Here is a 17,108-nt window from a genome sequence, read left to right on the forward strand (position 1 = left end):
GATCGGGCCCCGGCGCCACTGCCTTACGGAAGCGGCGCCGGAGCACGGGTCTTCACGCCTGCTGCTGCCAGCCGCCGCCGAGCGCGCGGAACAGGTTTACCTGCGCCTCGGCGATCGCCGCATCCGCCGTCGCCAGCGCGGCTTGCGCGTCGGCGAAGGTGCGCTCGGCATCGAGCAGGTCGAGCGAGTTGATGTCGCCCTCGGTCTGGCGCGCGCGGGCGATGCGTACGGCCGCCTCGGCTTCGTTGAGCGCCGCTTGGAGCGCGGTGCGCCGCTCGAGCGCACGGCCATAGTTGGACAGCGCCGTCTCGGTCTCCTGCAGCGCGGTCAGCACGGTGCCGTCGAACGTGGCGAGCGCTTCGCGGCTGGTGGCTTCAGCGGCGGCGATGCGGGCGCGCGCCGGCGCCGGATTCACCGTCCAGTTGATCAGCCCGCCGACCAGCCAGCGCAGCGGGCCGGCTCCGAAGATATTGCCGAAGTCGTTGCCGGTGGATCCTCCCGAACCACCCAGCGAGATGCGCGGATAGAGATCGGCGGTAGCAACGCCGATGCGTGCGGTGGAAGCGGCGAGCCGGCGTTCGGCGGCGCGCACGTCCGGCCGCCGGGCAAGCAGCGCCGCGCCGTCGCCGACGGGGATGGGTTGGTCGAGCCGCAGCGTGGTGTGGCGTTCGCGCGCCTCGGCGGGCAGTTCGGCAGGCGTCTTGCCGATCAACGTGGCGAGCCGGAAGAGCGCCGCGTCGCGCTGGGCGGCGAGCGCGGGTACGTCCGCCTGGCGCTGGTTCCGCAGCGCCGCGATGCGGGCGACGTCGAGCCGGGTCGCCAGCCCGACGGTGCGGCGGCGCTGGGTGAGGTCGATCGACTGGTCGAGCAGCGCGACGATGCGCTCCGCCACCGCCAGCCGCTCCGCCGAGGATACGGCATCGGCATAGGCGCGTGCGGTATCGGCCGCGACGATCACGCGGACCGCATCTGCATCCGCCTGTGCCGCCGCGACATCGCCGCGCGCCGCCTCGACGTTGCGCGAGATGCGGCCGAACAGGTCGACCTCATAGGAGACGTTGAGGCCGACATCGACCTGCCAGTCTTCCTGGCCTACCCCGATCGGTCGCTGGCCTTGCGACAGGCGACCGTAATTGGCGCCGGCGCTGGCGGTCGCCTGGGGCAGCCGGTCCGAAGTTGCGCCGCGCAACGTTGCGCGGGCGCGCTCGATGCGGGCGACCGCACCGCGAACGTCGGTATTGGCGGCAAGCGCTTCGGTTACCAGCCGGTCGAGCACCGGATCGTTATAGAGCCGCCACCAGCCCTCCTGCACCGGCGCGGCCGAGACCGCCGGGGTGGTGAAAAGAAACGCCCCCGCGGCGCTCTGCGGCCGGGCGGGTGCCTTGTAGTTCGGACCGGCGGCGCAGGCGGAAAGCGCCAGCGCCGATACTGCGGCCATGATCGAAGCCATGCGTTGCATGCGAAATCTCCTGCGGCGGGCGCACGGGAGCGCCCGCCGGTTGGTTCAGTTTACTCGGCCGGCTGGAGCTGGTGGTGCGCCCCACCCTGCCCGCGCCGCCGGGCGAGTCGCGCACCCAGCGCGCGGCACACCACGTAGAAGGTCGGCGTGAACAGCAGGCCGAAGCCGGTGACGCCCATCATCCCGAAGAACACGGCGGTACCCAGCGCCTGGCGGAGCTCGGCACCCGCGCCGCTTGCGATCAGCAACGGCACCGCGCCGAGGATGAAGGCGAAGCTGGTCATCAGGATCGGCCGCAACCGGTCCTGCGCCGCCCGCACCGCGGCTTCCACCGGCGACAGGCCGTCGCGGACTTCGGCCTGGTGGGCGAACTCGACCACGAGGATCGCGTTCTTGGCAGCAAGCGCGATCAGCACGACGAGCCCGATCTGCGTCAGCACGTTGTTGTCCATGCCGCGCAGGTTCACCCCCGCCATGGCCGCCAGCAGACACATCGGCACGATCAGGATGATCGCCAGCGGCAGCGTCAGGCTCTCATATTGCGCCGCCAGCACCAGGAAGACGAACAGCACCGCCAGCGCGAACACCAGACCCGCCGTGCTGCCCGCCATCTTTTGCTGATAGGCGATGCCGGTCCACTCGCCCGCATAGCCCGCAGGCAGTTCGGCCGAGAGCTTCTCCATCGCGTCGAGCGAGGCGCCCGAGCTGTAGCCCGGCGCGGTATCGCCATCGACTTCCACCGCCGGGAACAGGTTGTAGCGCGTGACGCGATACGGGCCCGTCTTGTTCTCGAAGGTCGCGACCGATCCGATCGGCACCATGCCGCCGGCGTCCGAGCGCGTCTTGAGGTTGGCGATGTCGGCCTCGGTCGCCCGGAAGGGCGCGTCGGCCTGCGCGGTCACCCGGTAGGTACGGCCGAGCATGTTGAAGTCGTTGACGAAGGCCGAGCCGAGATAGACGTTGAGCGCTTCGAATACCCGCTCCGGCGGCACGCCCAGCATCTCGGCCTTGCGGCGATCGATATCGGCAAAGACGCGCGGCGTCGCGGTGTTGAAGAAGGTGTAGACCTGGGCAAGCCCCGGCGTCTTGTTGGCGGTGCCGATCAGGCCGAAGGCGGTGTTGCCCAGTGCCTGATAGCCATGCTCGCCGCGATCCTCGACCATCAGGCGGTAGCCGCCGGCCGAACCGATGCCCTGGATGAGCGGCGGCGGGACCACGAGCAGCATCGCCTCGTTGATGTCGGCGGTGCGCTTGCGCGCCTCGGCCATGATGCCGGCGATGTTGACGCCGAGCTTCTTGCGCTCCTCGAAGCTCTGCAGCGGGACGTATGCGGCAGCGCTGTTCGGGGCGAGCGTCTGCGACGGGCCGTCGAAGCCCGCGAGCATCACCGAACCCTTGACGCCCGGGATCGGCAGGATGCGCGCGACGACCTTGCGCATCACCTCGTCGGTACGCTCGAGCGACGAGCCCGGCGGCAGCTGGATCACGGTGAGGAAGTACCCCTGATCCTGCGCCGGGATGAAGCCCACCGGCGTCACCCAGAAGGTCGCGACCGTCGCGGCGATCAGGCCGAGATAGGCAATCATCATCCGCTTGGGCCGGGTGACCAGCTTGTGGGTGAGGCGGGCATAGCCATTGCTCATCCGCTCGAAGCCGCGGTTGAAGCCGTCGGCGGCGCGGCGGAAGAAGCGTCCGATGCCGCCGCGCGGGGCATGCTCCTCATGCTTGAGCAGCACCGCGGCGAGCGCCGGGGAGAGCGTCAGCGAGACGAGCAGCGAGATGGCGGTGGCGACCGAGATCGTCACGGCGAACTGCTTGTAGAAGGCGCCCGACAGGCCATTGAGGAACAAGGTCGGCAGAAACACCGCGAACAGCACCAGCACGATCGCCACCAGCGCGCCCGACACTTCGTCCATCGAGGTACGCGCCGCCTCGAGCGGGGTCATGCCCTGCGCGAGGTTGCGCTCGACATTCTCGACCACGACGATCGCATCGTCGACGACGATGCCGATGGCGAGCACCAGTCCGAACAGCGACAGGTTGTTGAGCGAATAGCCCATCGGCAGCAGCACCGCCATGGTGCCGATCAGCGACACGGGGATCGCCACCACCGGGATGATCGCCGCGCGCCACTTCTGGAGGAACACGATCACGACGAGGACGACGAGGATCACCGCTTCGCCAAGCGTATGGTACACCGCGTCGATCGACTGGGCGATGAACTCGGTGGGGTTGTAGATCACGCGATATTCGAGGCCTTTGGGGAAGGTTTTCGAGATCGTGTCCATCTCCGCCTTGATCCGCAGCGCGGCGGCGAGCGCGTTGGAGCCCGGGCGCTGGAAGGCGGCCAGGATCACGGTCGGCTTGTTCGAGAGATAAGTGTTGGAGGAATAGTCGGCGGCGCCGAGTTCGACGCGCGCGACGTCGCTCACGCGGACCTGGCGGCCTGCGCTATCGGTGCGGATGACGACGCGGCCGAACTCGGCCGGCGTCTTCAGGCGGCCCTGCGTCTCGACATTGAGCTGGAAGGCATTGCCGCTGGGGCTGGAGCCCGGCTGGCCGAGCGAGCCCGCCGCGACCTGGATGTTCTGCCCGCGCAGCGCCTGGACGATGTCACCCGCGGTGAGGTTCAGCGCGGCGGCGCGGCCGGGATCGATCCACACCCGCATCGCATAATCGCGCGCACCGAACATGCGCACGTCGCCCACGCCTTCGAGCCGCGCGAGGCGGTCCTTCACCTGGGTCAGCGCATAGTTGGAGATGTAGCTGCGATCGATCGAGTTGTCGGGCGAGATCAGGTTGACGACCATCAGGAAGTCGGGGCTGGTCTTGCGGGTGACGACGCCGAGGCGCTGTACCTCTTCCGGCAGGCGCGGGATCGCGACCGCGACGCGGTTCTGCACCAGCACCTGCGCGGCATCGAGGTTGGTGCCGGTCTTGAAGGTGACGGTGATCGTCACATTGCCGTCGCCGGTCGACTGCGACGACTGGTAGAGCATGTCGTCGACGCCGTTGATTTCCTGCTCGATCGGCGCGGCGACGGTTTCCGCCACGGTCTCGGCCGAGGCGCCGGGATAGCTGGCCGTCACCGTGACCGTCGGCGGCACGATGTCGGGATATTGCGAGATGGGCAGCGCGAAATAGGCGATGCCGCCCAGGATCGTGATGATGATCGCGATCACCGCCGCGAAGATCGGGCGGGTGATGAAGAAGCGTGAGAGGCGCATGGCCTTCTCCTTTTCCTAGCGGACGCGCGTGCTCGCGCCCGCGCTGGATCGCGCGGACGGGCACACGGGAAACTACCTGCCGCCGGGCCTCTGGGGTGCGCCCGGCGGCAGTTCGGTCAGCGGGCGAAGGTCGCCTGGCCCGTGACCGGAGCGGAAACGACGGGCGCGTCGGTCGCGGCGGCCGGCGTGATGGTGCCGGCCTTGGGCTGCACCTTGCCGCCGGGCTGGGCGAACTGGGTGCCGGCGATCACCACCTTGTCCTGGGGCGCGAGCCCGGAGCGGACGATGCGGAGGCCGTCGACGACGGGTCCGAGCACCACAGGCTTGGGCACCACGGTGCCGTCGGCACCGACGGTGAGCACCAGCTTGCGCGCCTGGTCGGTCTGGATCGCGGCATCGGGCACCAGCAGCGCCTGCGCCTTGCCGCCCGCGGCGAGCCGCATGTTGCCGAACATCCCCGGCGTCAGGAACATGTCCTTGTTCGACAGTACCGCGCGACCGCGGATTGTGCCGGACTTGGGATCGAGCCCGTTGTCGGTAAAGTCGATCTGGCCCTTCCAGCGATAATCGCCTTCGTCCTGCAGCCGGATCTCGACCGGGCTGGCGGACGAGCCTGCGGCGCGCTTGGCCTTGAGGAACAGGGCTTCCGAGCCGTCGAAGGTGAAGTAGATCGGATCGAGCGCGTTGATCGTGGTGAGGAGCGTGCCTCCCTGCCCTTCCCCGGCGGCGACCAGATTGCCGGGATCGACCTTGCGATCGGAGATGCGGCCCGAAATCGGCGCACGCACCTGGGTGAACTCGACGTCGAGCGCGCGGGCACGGACCCGGGCCTCCGCCGCGGCGACAGCGGCAGTGGCCGCGCGGACGCGGGCCTGGAGACGTTCGACATCGCTCTTCGACACCGCCTCGACGCTGACCAGCCGCTGGGCGCGGTCGAGGTCGGAGCGTGCGAGCGCCAGATCGCTCTGCGCGCTCGCCACGCCCGCCTTGGCCTCGGCCAGTGCGGCGGTGAACGGACGGGGATCGATGGTGAAGAGGAGCTGGCCCTGCTTCACGACCATGCCGTCCTTGAAGTGGATGGCGGTGACGGCGCCCGACACGCGCGGCCGCACCTCTACGCTGCGGCTCGCCTCGAAGCGGCCGACATATTCGTCCCACTCGTTGATTTCGCGCGCGAGCGGCGCGGCGACGGTGACGACGGGTGCGGCCGGTGCAGCCACGGCAGGCGCGTTCCGCCCGCTCAGGCTGAAGCCGGCGGCGACCACGCCCACCGGCACGACGACCAAGGCCGCCTTCTGCCAGGCGCGCAGTCGCTTGGGGCGGCGTTCCGCCACCGCTTCGCCCTCAATGGGCGCGTGCATATTCATGATGGTTCCCCTGATTCATCGCCGCGCGACCACGGCTGATGCTGGTGAGCAGCGTCTCCAGCTGGCCGGGCGTGTAGCCGGCCGCGTGAAAGCGCTGGATTTCGGACTGGGGCACGCGGAAGCCGCGGTGCCACGAGATGACGGCGATGCGACGCAGCGCCTCGAGCTTGGGATCGGCCAGCCGCGGGTTGCCGCGCTCGCCCCCGAAGATCACGCCGAACGCGATCGACAGGCGGCTCGGCGCCTCCAGCGAGGACATGCGATCGCGCTGGGCGATCGCGACGACCTGCCATTCGAGCGCGCTCAGCTTGGTTTCCTCGCGCGGGGCGGCGAGGAAGGCGGGGAGCGCGGCGGCGTTGCCGGCCATGTCGGTGAGATCGAGATAAGCCATGTCATTCTCCCTCGGTTGCGCCGGCGGGGAGCAAGGCTCCGCCTTCCCGAAAAGCGCCTGTTGCGGTTCCGGGTGCCGGGATGAATTCAGTTGGTTGCGAGCCATGGATCGCAGCGATCGCTCGCCCCGCCCATCTGCCGTGCGGCAGCGCCAGTTACTATTTGGGTATGCGCGGATAGAGCCTAGGGCTCACCCCGTTTCTTGCGTGCAAGCTGGCGCATGTCCGCGTCTCCGTCTGCCCCGCGACCCCGTAGGGGCGGCGGATCACTTTCTATACCAGTCGGTATATAAGTCGCGCTGCGGTGCGTCAACAGGCTTTTTATACCGGCCGGTATTTTTCCTCGCAAGACTGTTTTGCGCGAGCGAAACGTTTTCTTTTGCAGCCCCTGCTGCTGAGGTTCCTGCGGTTTGCCAGCCACGCGGGTAGAGGCTATGCAGCCATTGCCCAGGGGTTCCAATCGTGGGGATTGCCTCGTTCGTGGGAGCCTTTCCCGATGCGCCGTGCCGTTCTCGTTGCCGCCATCCTGCTCACCGCCTGCGGCGCCAAGGAGAAATCCTCGACGATCGCCGGGACCACCTACACGACCGACGAGCGCGCCGGCACCGCGTCGATCACGACAGCGAACGGCAGCATCAAGACGATCCAGGGCGCCGCGGCGGCGGCGGTGGCGATGCCGACATATGCGCCGCTATATCCGGGTGCGATGGTCGAAGGGGTGATGGAAACCGATTCAGGTGGCCGCAAGATCAAGATGGTGACACTCGCGACCCGGGATCCGGTCGGCAAGGTCGCCGGCTTCTATAAGGCCGCGCTGACAAAGGAAGGCTGGAAACTGCCCCAGTCGCTCAGCATGCCCGACGGGGCGCTGATCTCCGGCGAGAAGGGCGGCAGGCGGGTATCCCTCGCCATTTCCCAGCAGGACGGCAAGACCGGCATCGCCCTTTCCGTCCCCAACGATTGATCGAAAGGCCTGGTGGGCGGCCCGCTTCGGCTCAGCGCGCCGGCCACATCGACAGGCTGGTCTGGACGAGCCGCTCCAGATCGGCGCAGCTGGTGCCCGCACCTCCCTGCAGCGCGATGCCCTGGATCAGCGCGATGATATAGGAGGTCAATCCCTCCGGATCGGCGTGCGGGGGAAGATCGTCTTCGGCCTTGGCGCGTTCGAACCGCTCGACGATCGCGCGCTTGGCAGCTTCACCGCGCTTGAGCACTTCCTCGCGGATCGACTCGGCCTCGGCACCGCAGGCCACCGAATTGATCACGCCCATGCAGCCGCGGGGATCGCTGGTGTCGCGCTGGCGCTCCAGCGCACCGCGCAACAGCGACTCGGCGACACCGCGCGCCGTCGGGGCCTCGAGCGCGCGACCGATATAGCACATCTTCTCGCGCTCGTAGAGGTCGAGCGCCTTGCAGAACAAGGATTCCTTGTTGCCGAACGCCGCGTAGAGGCTCGGGCGGGTGACGCCCATCGCCTCGGTAAGGTCGGTCAGCGAGGCACCCTCATAGCCCTTGGTCCAGAAGATGCGGAGTGCCGCCGTCAACGCCTCATCGACGTCGAACTCGCGGGGGCGACCCTTGGCTACGGTACAGGCTGCGGTTTTCATAACGACCGGTATATAACCCCTCCGTCGGAGGATTGCCAGTCCGCGTATTCCAGCATGACAGAGAGCGTACATACCGCGGTGGGGACGATACGCCCCCACCGCCGCATGGTTACGGGCGGACGCCGCGCACGCCGTTCAGCACCGCCAGCGCGGCGATGCCGAGGAAGGCAGCGCTGGTCCAGGGCCGCGCCTTGGCGAAGCTCTTGGCCTTTTCGGTGATCGGGGCATCGCCCGAGAAATGCGCGCGGATGTCGTCGGTCAGCGCGGTCTTGCCGTTGGATACGGTCTTGGTGGCATCCTGGATGGTATCGGTCATGCTTCGTCTCCGTTGATGGGGGCGCAGCGTTGCGCGCTCGCCCTCAACGCCCGCGACCGTTTGGGTTTCCGCACAAAACAAAGGTCCCGACCTTGCGGCCGGGACCAGGAGATCGTCGGGGGGACGAAAGGATCAGAAATTCAGGCGCACGCCGATCCGATAGGTGCGGCCGATCGTGTCGTAGAGCGCGGGGTTCACGTCGAGGCCGGTGTTGGTCTGCGGCGACGGGGCGGGATCGACATTGAACAGATTGTCGACCTTGAAATAGCCCTCCAGCCCGCGGGTGACCTTGTACGAGCCGCCGACGTCCACATAGAAGGCACCGGGCATGAAGTTGCGGCTGACCGTCGTGTAGTTGCCGGTCGAGACCGGGCAGCCGCTCTGGCACTCGATATACTGGTTGCTGAACACCCCGTCCGAGAACCAGCGCTCCTGGACAAGCAGGCTGAACGTGTCGGTGTCGTAGGTCTGGACGGCCAGCCACTTCCAGTCGGGCGTCGCGCCGGTATTGGCGCCGGCATTGTCCTGCGTCGCAACCCCGGCGATGCCGGCGCGGACAAGGAACTCGTTCACATGCGTGCCGAGCGCGCGGACGGTGAAGTTGCCCGGCAGGCCCAGCGGGCGCTGCCAGCGATAGCTAGCCTCGATGTCGAAACCGCTGGTCTTCCAGCTCGCCAGGTTGAACGGCTGGACGTTGATGAAATTGCCGCCCTGCGTCGGGCTGTTGAGCACGAAGCCGCCGCAGAAAGCCTGGTTGCCTTCGAAGCAGAAGCGGACGATCTGGTCCGGCGACAGCGTCGAGACAACGCCGCCCAGCTTGATCGTGTAATAGTCGAACGACAGGCTGAGGCCCGGCAGCCAATGCGGATTGGCGAGGGTGATGCCGACTTCGGTGTTGCGCGCGATCTCGGGCTTGAGGTTGGGATTGCCCACCGTGTTCTGGAACGCCTGTACCGCGACGTTGCGGAACGGGTCGTTGAAGTTGGGCAGCGTGGTCACCGTCGGCGCGGCGAACAGCTCGGAAAGGTTCGGCGCACGGACGTCGCGCGAGGTCACCGCGCGCAGGCGGATGCCGTCGATCGGCGTCGCCCAGGTGCCGCCAATCTTCCACGCCCAGACCGAACCCGAGGTGCTGTAATGGGTATAGCGCGCGGCGCCGTTCAGATTGGCGCGGCCCAGACTCTCGCTGTCGAGCAGAGGCAGATTGGCTTCGGCGGAGAACTCGTAGACGGAATATTTGCCGTTGCCGTTCTTGTAGTTGCCCGCGGCCCAGTTGCTGCCCTGCGCCTGGTTAAGCAGCGGATCCGCCGGATAGGCGCTGCTGTTGGGGGTGGTCGCGCCGGCGCCGTACGGATCGGCGTTCACCCGGTAGAATTCGCGGCGATATTCGCCGCCCACCGCGATGCTGAGCGGACCGGCCCAGAGATCGAACAGATTGCCCGAGATATTGGCGCTCACCACGTCCTGGGTCAGCTTGGTGTGCTGGTACGGTCCGGCTGCCGGCGTCACATAGGCGAGCGCCGACGCCGACGGCGCGAAGCCGCCGAAGACGTTGATCGGCTGGCAGCCCGCGGCGCGTGCCACCGGATCGGCGCAGACGATCGCGCCGTTGAGCGCAATCGCATTGGTCGCGGCAACATAGCGGTTCTGCAGCACGATATCGTGGACGTTGATGTCCGCGATCGTCACGCCATGCTCGTAATAGGCGTCGTAGTTCCATTCGCCGCCCGCGGCCGAGAACTTGCCCTTGGCACCCAGCACGCCGCGATACTGGCGACGATCGGTATAGACCTGCGGATCGGGGAAGGCGCCGTTGCTGGTGCCGAAGTTGAACTGGGTGATGCCCGCCGTCGCGCAGCGGTCGCGGACCAGCTGCGGAAGATAGGGGTTGGCGCACTGCACGGTGAGGTTCGGGCGGTTATAGCCCGGGCTCGGCTGATTGTTGGTCTTGACCTGGCCGATGTTGAGCGTGCCGTAAAACTCGTTGCCCGGGGCGAAGTCATAGCCGATCCGCGTATAGCCGACGACGCGCTGGAGCTTGGAGACGAGCGACGCGCCCGAGCCCGGGGCGCCGGTGAGGTCGCCGCCGACGCAGAAGCTGTTGCCCGGATAGCAGTTGCTCACCCGGCCGTTGCCAAGGGGCTGGCCGTTCGAGCCGTACTGGAAATTGTACGGGTTGCCGTTGACATCGAAGGCGATGCCCTGGAGCGGACCGTTGTTGATCAGGCCGTAGCGCGCATATTGGTAAGGCTGCGCATAGTCGCTGTAGACGAGCTGCGGCGAACCATTGTTGGTGATGCCGGTGTTGAGCAGCGTCGTCGCCTTGTACCAGTCGCGGCTGCGCGCGAGGTCGGTACCGAAGTCGCCGGGGCCGACGCCGCCGTCATGGGCATATTCGCCGCTGACGATCAGATGCAGCTTGTCGCCGGCGAAGGCGCCGCCCCAGGCGCCCTGCGCCAGGATCTGCTTGTTGTCGCCATAGGTGGTGATGCCGCCCTGTACATTGGCCTTGAAGCCGGTGAAGCGGGTATCGGTGATGAAGTTGACCACGCCGCCGACCGCGTCCGAGCCATAGGTGGCCGAGGCGCCGCCATTGACCACGTCGACGCGCTTGACCAGCAGCTGCGGGAACAGGCTGATGTCCGGCACACCGCTGACGTTCGCGGCGGCGACGCGCTGCCCGTCGAGCAGGGTCAGGGTGCGGATCGGCCCCAGTCCGCGCAGCGAGAAGGAGCTGAGGCCCTGCGTGCCGCTGGAGGTACTGAACGTGCCGGTCGACGAGCCGGTCGAGCCCTGCAGCGACGGCAGCTGGGCGATGGTGTTGAACAGGTTGGGCTGCGCGTTGGCGGCAATCTGCTCGGCACCGATCACCGTGGTCGGCGTCGCCGCGGTGAAGCCGCTGGCGACGATGCGCGACCCGGTGACGACGATCTGGTCGTTCTGGTCCGCCTGCGGGGTCGCGTCGGCCTGCGGCACTTCGGCGGCGGGCACAGGGTCGGCCGTGGTCTGGGCGCTGGCCGCGCTGGCCATTCCCATGGCCACGAGCGCGATCAGGCTCGCGCCGCCAAGGCGCAGCTGCGACGTGAGAATGGCTTTCATCCGACGAACCCCTCCAATGTTTTCCGGGCGTTATCCGACCCGTGGCAATGATGATGCGACGCTAGACCTGCGCGGCGCCGCAGGCATCTACGACATAGGTGGTAGACGCCCGGGTGCGGCCGCTCAGGGGCGCGCGGCGTAGAGCGCGTGATGGGTGAGGATGAACAACGTGCGCTTCCCCTCCCCGCCGAACAGAATCTGCAGCGGCCGCTCAGGCACGTCGATCCGGCCGACTTCCTTGCCGTCCGGGCCGTAAACGAACACCTGCCCGTTCGCGACATAGACGCGGCCGTCGGGTGCCACCGCGACGCTCTCGCCGCCGCGATTGGCGAAGGGCTTGAGGTTGATGAGCGTGCCCGCCGGCCCCACCGTGCCGGTGTAGGTGATGTTCTCCGACCCGTTGGTGACGAACAGCCGCTCGCCCGGCTTGCCGCCGACCAGCCCGTTGGCGTTGAGCGCGTGCGACCAGCGCCAGCCGACATGGTCGATCGGCCCCTGCTGCCACACCCGGAAGGCGGGCAGCGCGACGCTGCCGTCGGGCGAGACATAGGCCTGTGTCTTTGGCTCTATCGCTTCCTTGGCGAACAGCTCGGCCATGGTGGTGAACTGGTAGGTTTGCTGGTTGAGCTGGTCGCGGAATTCGCCGTTCGCCCACCAGTTGACCGGCAGCAGCGTCCTGGCGCCCGCGCTCGCGCTGATTGGCGTCGGCTCGATGCGGGTCAGCTGGTCGCGCGGGCCATCGGGATCGATCGAATAGGCCGCGCCCTTGGCGCCCAGCGACGAGAGCACCAGCAGATGCCCCGAGGCATCCACCGCCAGGTTCACAGGATCGAGCGCATGGTCGCGGATGATCTCCAGCCCCTTGGCCTCGGTCCAGCGCTGGATGCGCTGGAAGCGGCGATCGATGAAGTAGAGCCGGCCCTGCGCGTCCACCGTCGCGCCCGAGATCGAGTAGAAGCCGTCCTCCAGCTTCTCGACCTTGGCCGGAGCGGGCTTCTCTGCCACCTGCCGCTCGACCGCGCCCACGTCCAACCGCGCGAACTCACGCTCGCGGACCAGTTTCTTGCCCGTCACGTCCTCGATCGCATTGTCGAACGGATATTTGCTGACGCGCAGGAAGGTGCCGCAGCCCTCGTCGTCGCACGCCGCGAAGCCGCTCTCGGCGTTCACATGGACGTTGCGGAAGCGGATGTCCGAGGAGTTGAACAGCTTCACCGCGCTCTTCGCCGGATGGTAACTGCGGGTGACGCGGTAGCCATGATAGTTGGCGAACAGCAAATTGCGCGAGTTGCGGATCTCCAACGACACCGCGTCGGGACCGTCGCCGACTTCCTGCTCGGTCTGCGGGGCGAGGAACTCCCAGTTCGCCACATTGTCGAGCACGAACTCGTTGCGGACATGATGCTCCACCGACATCTCGTAGACATGGCCCGGCGTGCTGGTGTTGCTGACGTAGAAGCCGGCCTGGGCGAAGGTGTTGGGGCTCCACACATCGGTGAAGGTGCCGCCGCCATTGTCGGTCACCCAGATGCTCGGATATTGCGCGTCCCAGTGCCCTTCGGCGACAGGGTCGCCACTGCGCCCCTGCAGGGAGCCGAGCGGCTTGCCGTCGGCAGTGGGGGTGCCGCCGCCGCCCATGATCTTGACGTCCTGCATCAGGCTGTTCGCCCCCGACCGCCACAGCACCGCGGACGCGCGCGGGTTCACCCGGCCGGTGAACAGGCCAAGGCCCGAAAGGATGTTGTCGCCCCCCTGCGGGGTCTCGAGGATCGGGATGACCGTGCCCAGCCCGCGATGCGCCGGGTTGTCGTCGGGGATGTACAGCTGCGTGGTCGCCGGGTGCAGACCGATCAGCACGCTGTCGGGGCGCAGTCTGAGGCGATCGGTGACCTTGTAGAAGCCGATCGGCAGATAGAGCACGCGGTTGCCGTCGATCGCCTTTTGCAGCGCGGCGGTGTCGTCGGTGGTGCCGTCGCCCTTCACCCCCAGCTTGCGGACATTGACCCACTCGGCCATCGGCGGCAGCGTGCGCACCGCCAGTTCGCGCCGCGCAGGCGCGCTCGCCAGCGGCTGGATCTCCGCCTGGAGGTCCGTCTTCCCCATTTCGCCCAGCTTGGGCACCTTCATGCCATAGGAGAAGGCGCCGACCCGGTAGGCCCTGCCCTTCGCCGCCACCGTCTTGCCGCTGTCGCGGAAGCGGGCGAAGACCGGGCTGTCGACCGCCACTGCATTGTCGAAGCCGATCTGGGTGAAGGCGCTGTCCTCGTTGGAGATGACCACGCCCGCCTTGGAGACGCGCTCGAACCGCACGTCCTTGCCGTAGAGCGAGTCCGAATAGCCGCGGTCGATCTCGATCCCCACCGGCGTGTCGCGGATCGCGACGTTGACCAGCGTCAGGTCCACCTCATGCTCGCGGATCGCCGCCTCGCGCTGGCCGTCGAACTGCGCGTCGATCAGCGTGAACTGCCAGGCGGGCGAGGTCTTTTCGGTGACGATGCCGTAGCGCCCGCCCTTGAACGCCACCTTCTCGATCACGTTGCCGGCCTGGTAGACCCCGGCAAAGGCGCTGCCGAGGCGGAACTCCATGTGGCTGAGAAAGGCGTGCTGCGCCATGCGGAAGCGCACGCCCGCCGCGCCGGGATTGCCTTCGGCGATCTCGATGTCGACATTGCTCATCGACGAATAGAAGGTGCCCGAATTGGCATCCCGCACGATCTTGTCGCGCGGCACGACATTGGGGACGGGCACCGGCACCTTGCCGACCGCATATTGATCGTCGCCGCCGAATATGATCATCGTCGAGACGCCCTGCTGGAAGCCCGGCGTGCTCGCACCCAGCAGGATCGTCGGCCGTGTCGGCCCGACACCGTAGACGCGCACGCCTGCGGGCACGACCAGCGTGCGGCTGATCCGGTAGCGACCCGAGGGCAGGAAGACGAGGCCGTGCCGCGAGGCATCGCGCGCGTCGTCGAGCGCCTTCTGGATCGCTGCCGTATCATCGGCCTTGCCGTCGCCGCGCGCCTTCACCGTCACGGCACGCGGCTCGTCCGGCGCGGTGGGGAACACCGAGGCATGTTGCGCCAGCGCGGGTGCGGTGAGCGAAGTTGCGACGAGCAGACCGGCCAGAAAGCAGCGCATATCCATCCCCATTATCGGCTTAGTTCTTGATTGCATGGGCTAACCCGTTGAAGGGCTGGCGGCATCTGCGACCAAGGTCGTAGTTTTCAGCATCGCTGCAGCCTTTCACAAGAGAGGCTGCCCCTTATTCCGGAGCCTGCCCATGTCCGACCTGCCTGCCCGATCGCCTGCCGCTGCGGCCGTGATCGTGATGGGGGTCAGCGGCTCCGGCAAGTCGACGCTTGGCGCGATGCTCGCCGAGGCCTTAGGCTGCGTGTTTCTGGAGGGCGATGCCTTCCACTCCGCCGAAGCGGTGGTGAAGATGCGCGACGGCACCCCGCTCACCGATGCGGACCGCTGGCCCTGGCTCGATCGGATCGGATCGGCGGTGGCCGCGTCGATCGACACCTGCGGGGTGTCGGTCGCCGCCTGCTCGGCGCTGCGGCGCGTCTATCGCGACCGGCTGCGCGCCGAGATACCCGGCGCCGTGCAGTTCGTGCTGCTGGAGGCCGATCGCGCGCAGCTCCTCGCCCGCATGTCGTCGCGCCCGGGGCATTTCATGCCGACCAGCCTGCTCGACAGCCAGCTGGAGACGCTGGAGCGGCCGCAACCCGACGAGGGCGTGCTAATCCTGCCCGCGACCCTGCCCCCCGCCACACTGTGCGACCGCGTCCTCGCCTATCTGGAGCAGCCCGCACTCAGGGCATGAGCCGGCGGCGCCCCTCCCCCAAGTGCCAGCGCATCGCCAGCGCGGCGCGCTCGGGATCCTGGGCGCGGATCGAATCGACAATCACCTCATGCTCGTGGAGCATCACCGCGATCACGTCTGCCGAGCGCGACCGGGAGATGTCGACGCCCGCCTGCATCACCTTCTCGACATCGGGCCACAGCGCGTCGAACGCCTGCTGGAAGGCGAGATTGCCGGTAGCATCGGCTATCGCGCGGTGGAGTTCGCGGTCCTCGACATGCGCCGGCGCACTGGAGAGCAGCGCCGCGCGCAGGTCCGCCAGCGCGGCTTCCAGCACCGCCATCTGCTCGGCGGTACGCCGGACGGCGGCGAGCCGTGCCGCCTCCGTCTCCAGCACGAAGCGCACTTCGTAGCTGCCGAGCGTCGCGGGCAGCTCGGCCAGCGGCATGAACGCCGCCAGCCGCTCCGACGGCCGCCCCTTCACGAACGAGCCGGCGCCTCGCCGCACCTCGGTGATTCCGTCCGAGCCGAGCCGCACCAGCGCCTCGCGGACGATCGCGCGCGAGACGCCGCACATCTCGGCCAGCCGTGCCTCCGAGGGCAGCCTCGCGCCGACCTCGAGATCCTCCGACTTGATGAGTTCGACGATCGCCGCGTAGGCGTGATCGGATAATCGCGGCTGGTTCACCGCCCCGCGCGTCGGGCTGCTGCTGCCATGCCCCTCCCCTGTTGCGCACCGGCAACACCCGGCGACTTATAGGACAGGTTTATGCGGGGAGGTGCGGAATTGCCAGCCGAAACGAGCTGTGCCGCCCTACGGCACAAATTTCCTCTTGAACCTGTCCTACAAGTTCGCCTACGTTAACGTTAACGAATCTGGAGGCAACGCCTCGAAACGGATCGGTCTGGGAGGATGGCATGCAAGCCGCGACTCAAGCAAAGCAGATGGAACGCACCGGCGCCGAAATCACGGCATCGCCGCGCCTCACCCCCACGCAGATGCAGGTGCTGCGCTGCGTTCATTCGGGCTTGCTCAACAAGCAGATCGCCTATGAGCTCGGCATGGCGGAGGCGACGGTGAAGGTCCACATGACCGCAGTGATGCGCAAGCTCAACGTCCGCAACCGCACCCAGGCCGCGATTGCCGCCGGCCAGTTCGGCTGGTCGCACGGCTGAACCGGGCTCAGGCCGAGAGCAGGCGGCGCTCGAGCAGCGCCTGGAAATCGCGTCGTCCGTCGGCGATGAGAAACACGAAGACGTGATCGACGATCACGCGGTAGATCAGCCGATAGGGTGGTGCCACCAATTGGCGAAACTCGCGGATGCCCAGCGCATCGAGTTCGACGGGTACGCTGCCGCGGTCTGGGAACGCCTCAAGGCTATCCACCTTCGCCAGCATCGCATCGAGAAACGCCTCCGCCTGTTCGGACGACCGGTTGGCAGCGATCCAGCCATGGATCTCCGCCAGGTCGGTTTCGGCGCCGTCGGTGAGATAAACGGTATAGCGTCCGCTCATGCTGCGCTGTTGGGGCTGCCCTTGCGCAACCGGGCGATCGCATCGCGCGCGGGGGTGACGCGGCCGGCCTCTACATCGCGCGTTCCCAGCGCCATCAGCTTGAGCAACGCCAGCGTTTCCTGCGTCGCCTGATAGCTTGCCACATCCTGCAGCACGGCGCGCGCCTCGCCATTCTGGGTGATCACCAGCGGTGCCCCGCCCTCGGCCAGCCCGCGCAACACGTCCGCAGCATTGGCCTTCAAATAGCTGACAGGCTTGACCTGTTCGGTGTAGCGCATCTCGGTCTCCGACCCTTATCGATGTATTTTCAGACCATTATCGGT

General features: G+C 67.5%; 14 protein-coding genes. 3 read left to right on the forward strand and 11 right to left on the reverse strand.

The window, feature by feature from the left end; genetic code table 11:
- Positions 1-52 precede the first annotated feature (52 nt).
- The 4 genes from RT655_RS19180 to RT655_RS19195 form a co-directional block, all read right to left on the reverse strand.
- Positions 53-1,459 carry an efflux transporter outer membrane subunit gene (locus RT655_RS19180; RefSeq protein WP_313540160.1) on the reverse strand — a complete coding sequence of 469 codons (1,407 nt, stop codon included), beginning with the start codon at positions 1,457-1,459 and terminating at the stop codon, positions 53-55.
- A 50-nt stretch (positions 1,460-1,509) separates the two neighbouring features.
- Positions 1,510-4,686, reverse strand: coding sequence for a multidrug efflux RND transporter permease subunit (locus tag RT655_RS19185; protein WP_313540163.1), 3,177 nt, complete (start codon positions 4,684-4,686; stop codon positions 1,510-1,512).
- Between the two features lie 116 nt (positions 4,687-4,802).
- On the reverse strand, positions 4,803-6,053 hold the full coding sequence (locus tag RT655_RS19190; RefSeq protein WP_313540165.1) for an efflux RND transporter periplasmic adaptor subunit: 1,251 nt from the start codon (positions 6,051-6,053) through the stop codon (positions 4,803-4,805).
- Entirely contained in the window at positions 6,031-6,444 is a 414-nt protein-coding gene (locus tag RT655_RS19195; protein ID WP_313540168.1) for a hypothetical protein, read from the reverse strand. Before RT655_RS19195 ends, RT655_RS19190 begins: the two co-directional genes overlap by 23 nt.
- 494 nt (positions 6,445-6,938) lie before the next feature.
- Between RT655_RS19195 and RT655_RS19200 the strand changes: the two genes are divergently transcribed.
- Positions 6,939-7,406, forward strand: coding sequence for a hypothetical protein (locus RT655_RS19200; RefSeq protein WP_313540171.1), 468 nt, complete (start codon positions 6,939-6,941; stop codon positions 7,404-7,406).
- A gap of 31 nt (positions 7,407-7,437) precedes the next feature.
- Here the strand turns inward: RT655_RS19200 and RT655_RS19205 are convergent, their stop codons facing one another.
- The 4 genes from RT655_RS19205 to RT655_RS19220 form a co-directional block, all read right to left on the reverse strand.
- On the reverse strand, positions 7,438-8,049 hold the full coding sequence (locus RT655_RS19205; RefSeq protein WP_313540174.1) for a TetR/AcrR family transcriptional regulator: 612 nt from the start codon (positions 8,047-8,049) through the stop codon (positions 7,438-7,440).
- Positions 8,050-8,158: 109 nt separating this feature from the next.
- Positions 8,159-8,365: a hypothetical protein gene (locus RT655_RS19210; protein ID WP_313540176.1), complete on the reverse strand. Its 207-nt coding sequence runs from the start codon at positions 8,363-8,365 to the stop codon at positions 8,159-8,161.
- Between the two features lie 132 nt (positions 8,366-8,497).
- A complete protein-coding gene (locus RT655_RS19215; protein ID WP_313540178.1) occupies positions 8,498-11,464 on the reverse strand; it encodes a TonB-dependent receptor domain-containing protein in 2,967 nt (988 codons plus the stop codon).
- Between the two features lie 123 nt (positions 11,465-11,587).
- Entirely contained in the window at positions 11,588-14,608 is a 3,021-nt protein-coding gene (locus RT655_RS19220) for a glycosyl hydrolase family 28-related protein (protein ID WP_313540232.1), read from the reverse strand.
- A gap of 130 nt (positions 14,609-14,738) precedes the next feature.
- Between RT655_RS19220 and RT655_RS19225 the strand changes: the two genes are divergently transcribed.
- The gene (locus RT655_RS19225; protein ID WP_409530300.1) at positions 14,739-15,290 is read left to right on the forward strand and encodes a gluconokinase; all 552 of its coding nucleotides are present in this window, start codon (positions 14,739-14,741) and stop codon (positions 15,288-15,290) included.
- Here RT655_RS19225 and RT655_RS19230 read toward each other — a convergent pair.
- Positions 15,280-15,957 (reverse strand): FCD domain-containing protein, encoded by a 678-nt coding sequence (locus RT655_RS19230; RefSeq protein ID WP_313540183.1) that lies wholly within the window; start codon positions 15,955-15,957, stop codon positions 15,280-15,282. The genes RT655_RS19225 and RT655_RS19230 overlap by 11 nt on opposite strands.
- A gap of 230 nt (positions 15,958-16,187) precedes the next feature.
- Here RT655_RS19230 and RT655_RS19235 point away from each other — a divergent pair, with 230 nt between their 5' ends.
- On the forward strand, positions 16,188-16,445 hold the full coding sequence (locus RT655_RS19235; protein ID WP_409530298.1) for a response regulator transcription factor: 258 nt from the start codon (positions 16,188-16,190) through the stop codon (positions 16,443-16,445).
- A gap of 7 nt (positions 16,446-16,452) precedes the next feature.
- On the opposite strand, the gene RT655_RS19240 is transcribed toward RT655_RS19235, so the two are convergent.
- Together RT655_RS19240 and RT655_RS19245 are read right to left on the reverse strand one after the other, a co-directional pair.
- Entirely contained in the window at positions 16,453-16,785 is a 333-nt protein-coding gene (locus tag RT655_RS19240) for a type II toxin-antitoxin system RelE/ParE family toxin (RefSeq protein ID WP_313540186.1), read from the reverse strand.
- Positions 16,782-17,063: a type II toxin-antitoxin system Phd/YefM family antitoxin gene (locus RT655_RS19245; protein ID WP_313540189.1), complete on the reverse strand. Its 282-nt coding sequence runs from the start codon at positions 17,061-17,063 to the stop codon at positions 16,782-16,784. Before RT655_RS19245 ends, RT655_RS19240 begins: the two co-directional genes overlap by 4 nt.
- Between the last annotated feature and the right edge of the window lie 45 nt (positions 17,064-17,108).

The sequence above is a fragment of the Sphingomonas sp. genome (assembly GCF_032114135.1).
GTDB lineage: Bacteria > Pseudomonadota > Alphaproteobacteria > Sphingomonadales > Sphingomonadaceae > Sphingomonas.

Bases quoted from the DNA above. Each gene is read 5' to 3' on its own strand.
- RT655_RS19195 (WP_313540168.1), bottom strand. From the start codon at position 6,444: ATGGCTTATCTCGATCTCACCGACATGGCCGGCAACGCCGCCGCGCTC.
- RT655_RS19185 (WP_313540163.1), bottom strand. From the start codon at position 4,686: ATGCGCCTCTCACGCTTCTTCATCACCCGCCCGATCTTCGCGGCGGTG.
- RT655_RS19240 (WP_313540186.1), bottom strand. From the start codon at position 16,785: ATGAGCGGACGCTATACCGTTTATCTCACCGACGGCGCCGAAACCGAC.
- RT655_RS19220 (WP_313540232.1), bottom strand. From the start codon at position 14,608: ATGGATATGCGCTGCTTTCTGGCCGGTCTGCTCGTCGCAACTTCGCTC.
- RT655_RS19200 (WP_313540171.1), top strand. From the start codon at position 6,939: ATGCGCCGTGCCGTTCTCGTTGCCGCCATCCTGCTCACCGCCTGCGGC.
- RT655_RS19205 (WP_313540174.1), bottom strand. From the start codon at position 8,049: ATGAAAACCGCAGCCTGTACCGTAGCCAAGGGTCGCCCCCGCGAGTTC.
- RT655_RS19180 (WP_313540160.1), bottom strand. From the start codon at position 1,459: ATGCAACGCATGGCTTCGATCATGGCCGCAGTATCGGCGCTGGCGCTT.
- RT655_RS19215 (WP_313540178.1), bottom strand. From the start codon at position 11,464: ATGAAAGCCATTCTCACGTCGCAGCTGCGCCTTGGCGGCGCGAGCCTG.
- RT655_RS19235 (WP_409530298.1), top strand. From the start codon at position 16,188: ATGCAAGCCGCGACTCAAGCAAAGCAGATGGAACGCACCGGCGCCGAA.
- RT655_RS19245 (WP_313540189.1), bottom strand. From the start codon at position 17,063: ATGCGCTACACCGAACAGGTCAAGCCTGTCAGCTATTTGAAGGCCAAT.
- RT655_RS19210 (WP_313540176.1), bottom strand. From the start codon at position 8,365: ATGACCGATACCATCCAGGATGCCACCAAGACCGTATCCAACGGCAAG.
- RT655_RS19190 (WP_313540165.1), bottom strand. From the start codon at position 6,053: ATGAATATGCACGCGCCCATTGAGGGCGAAGCGGTGGCGGAACGCCGC.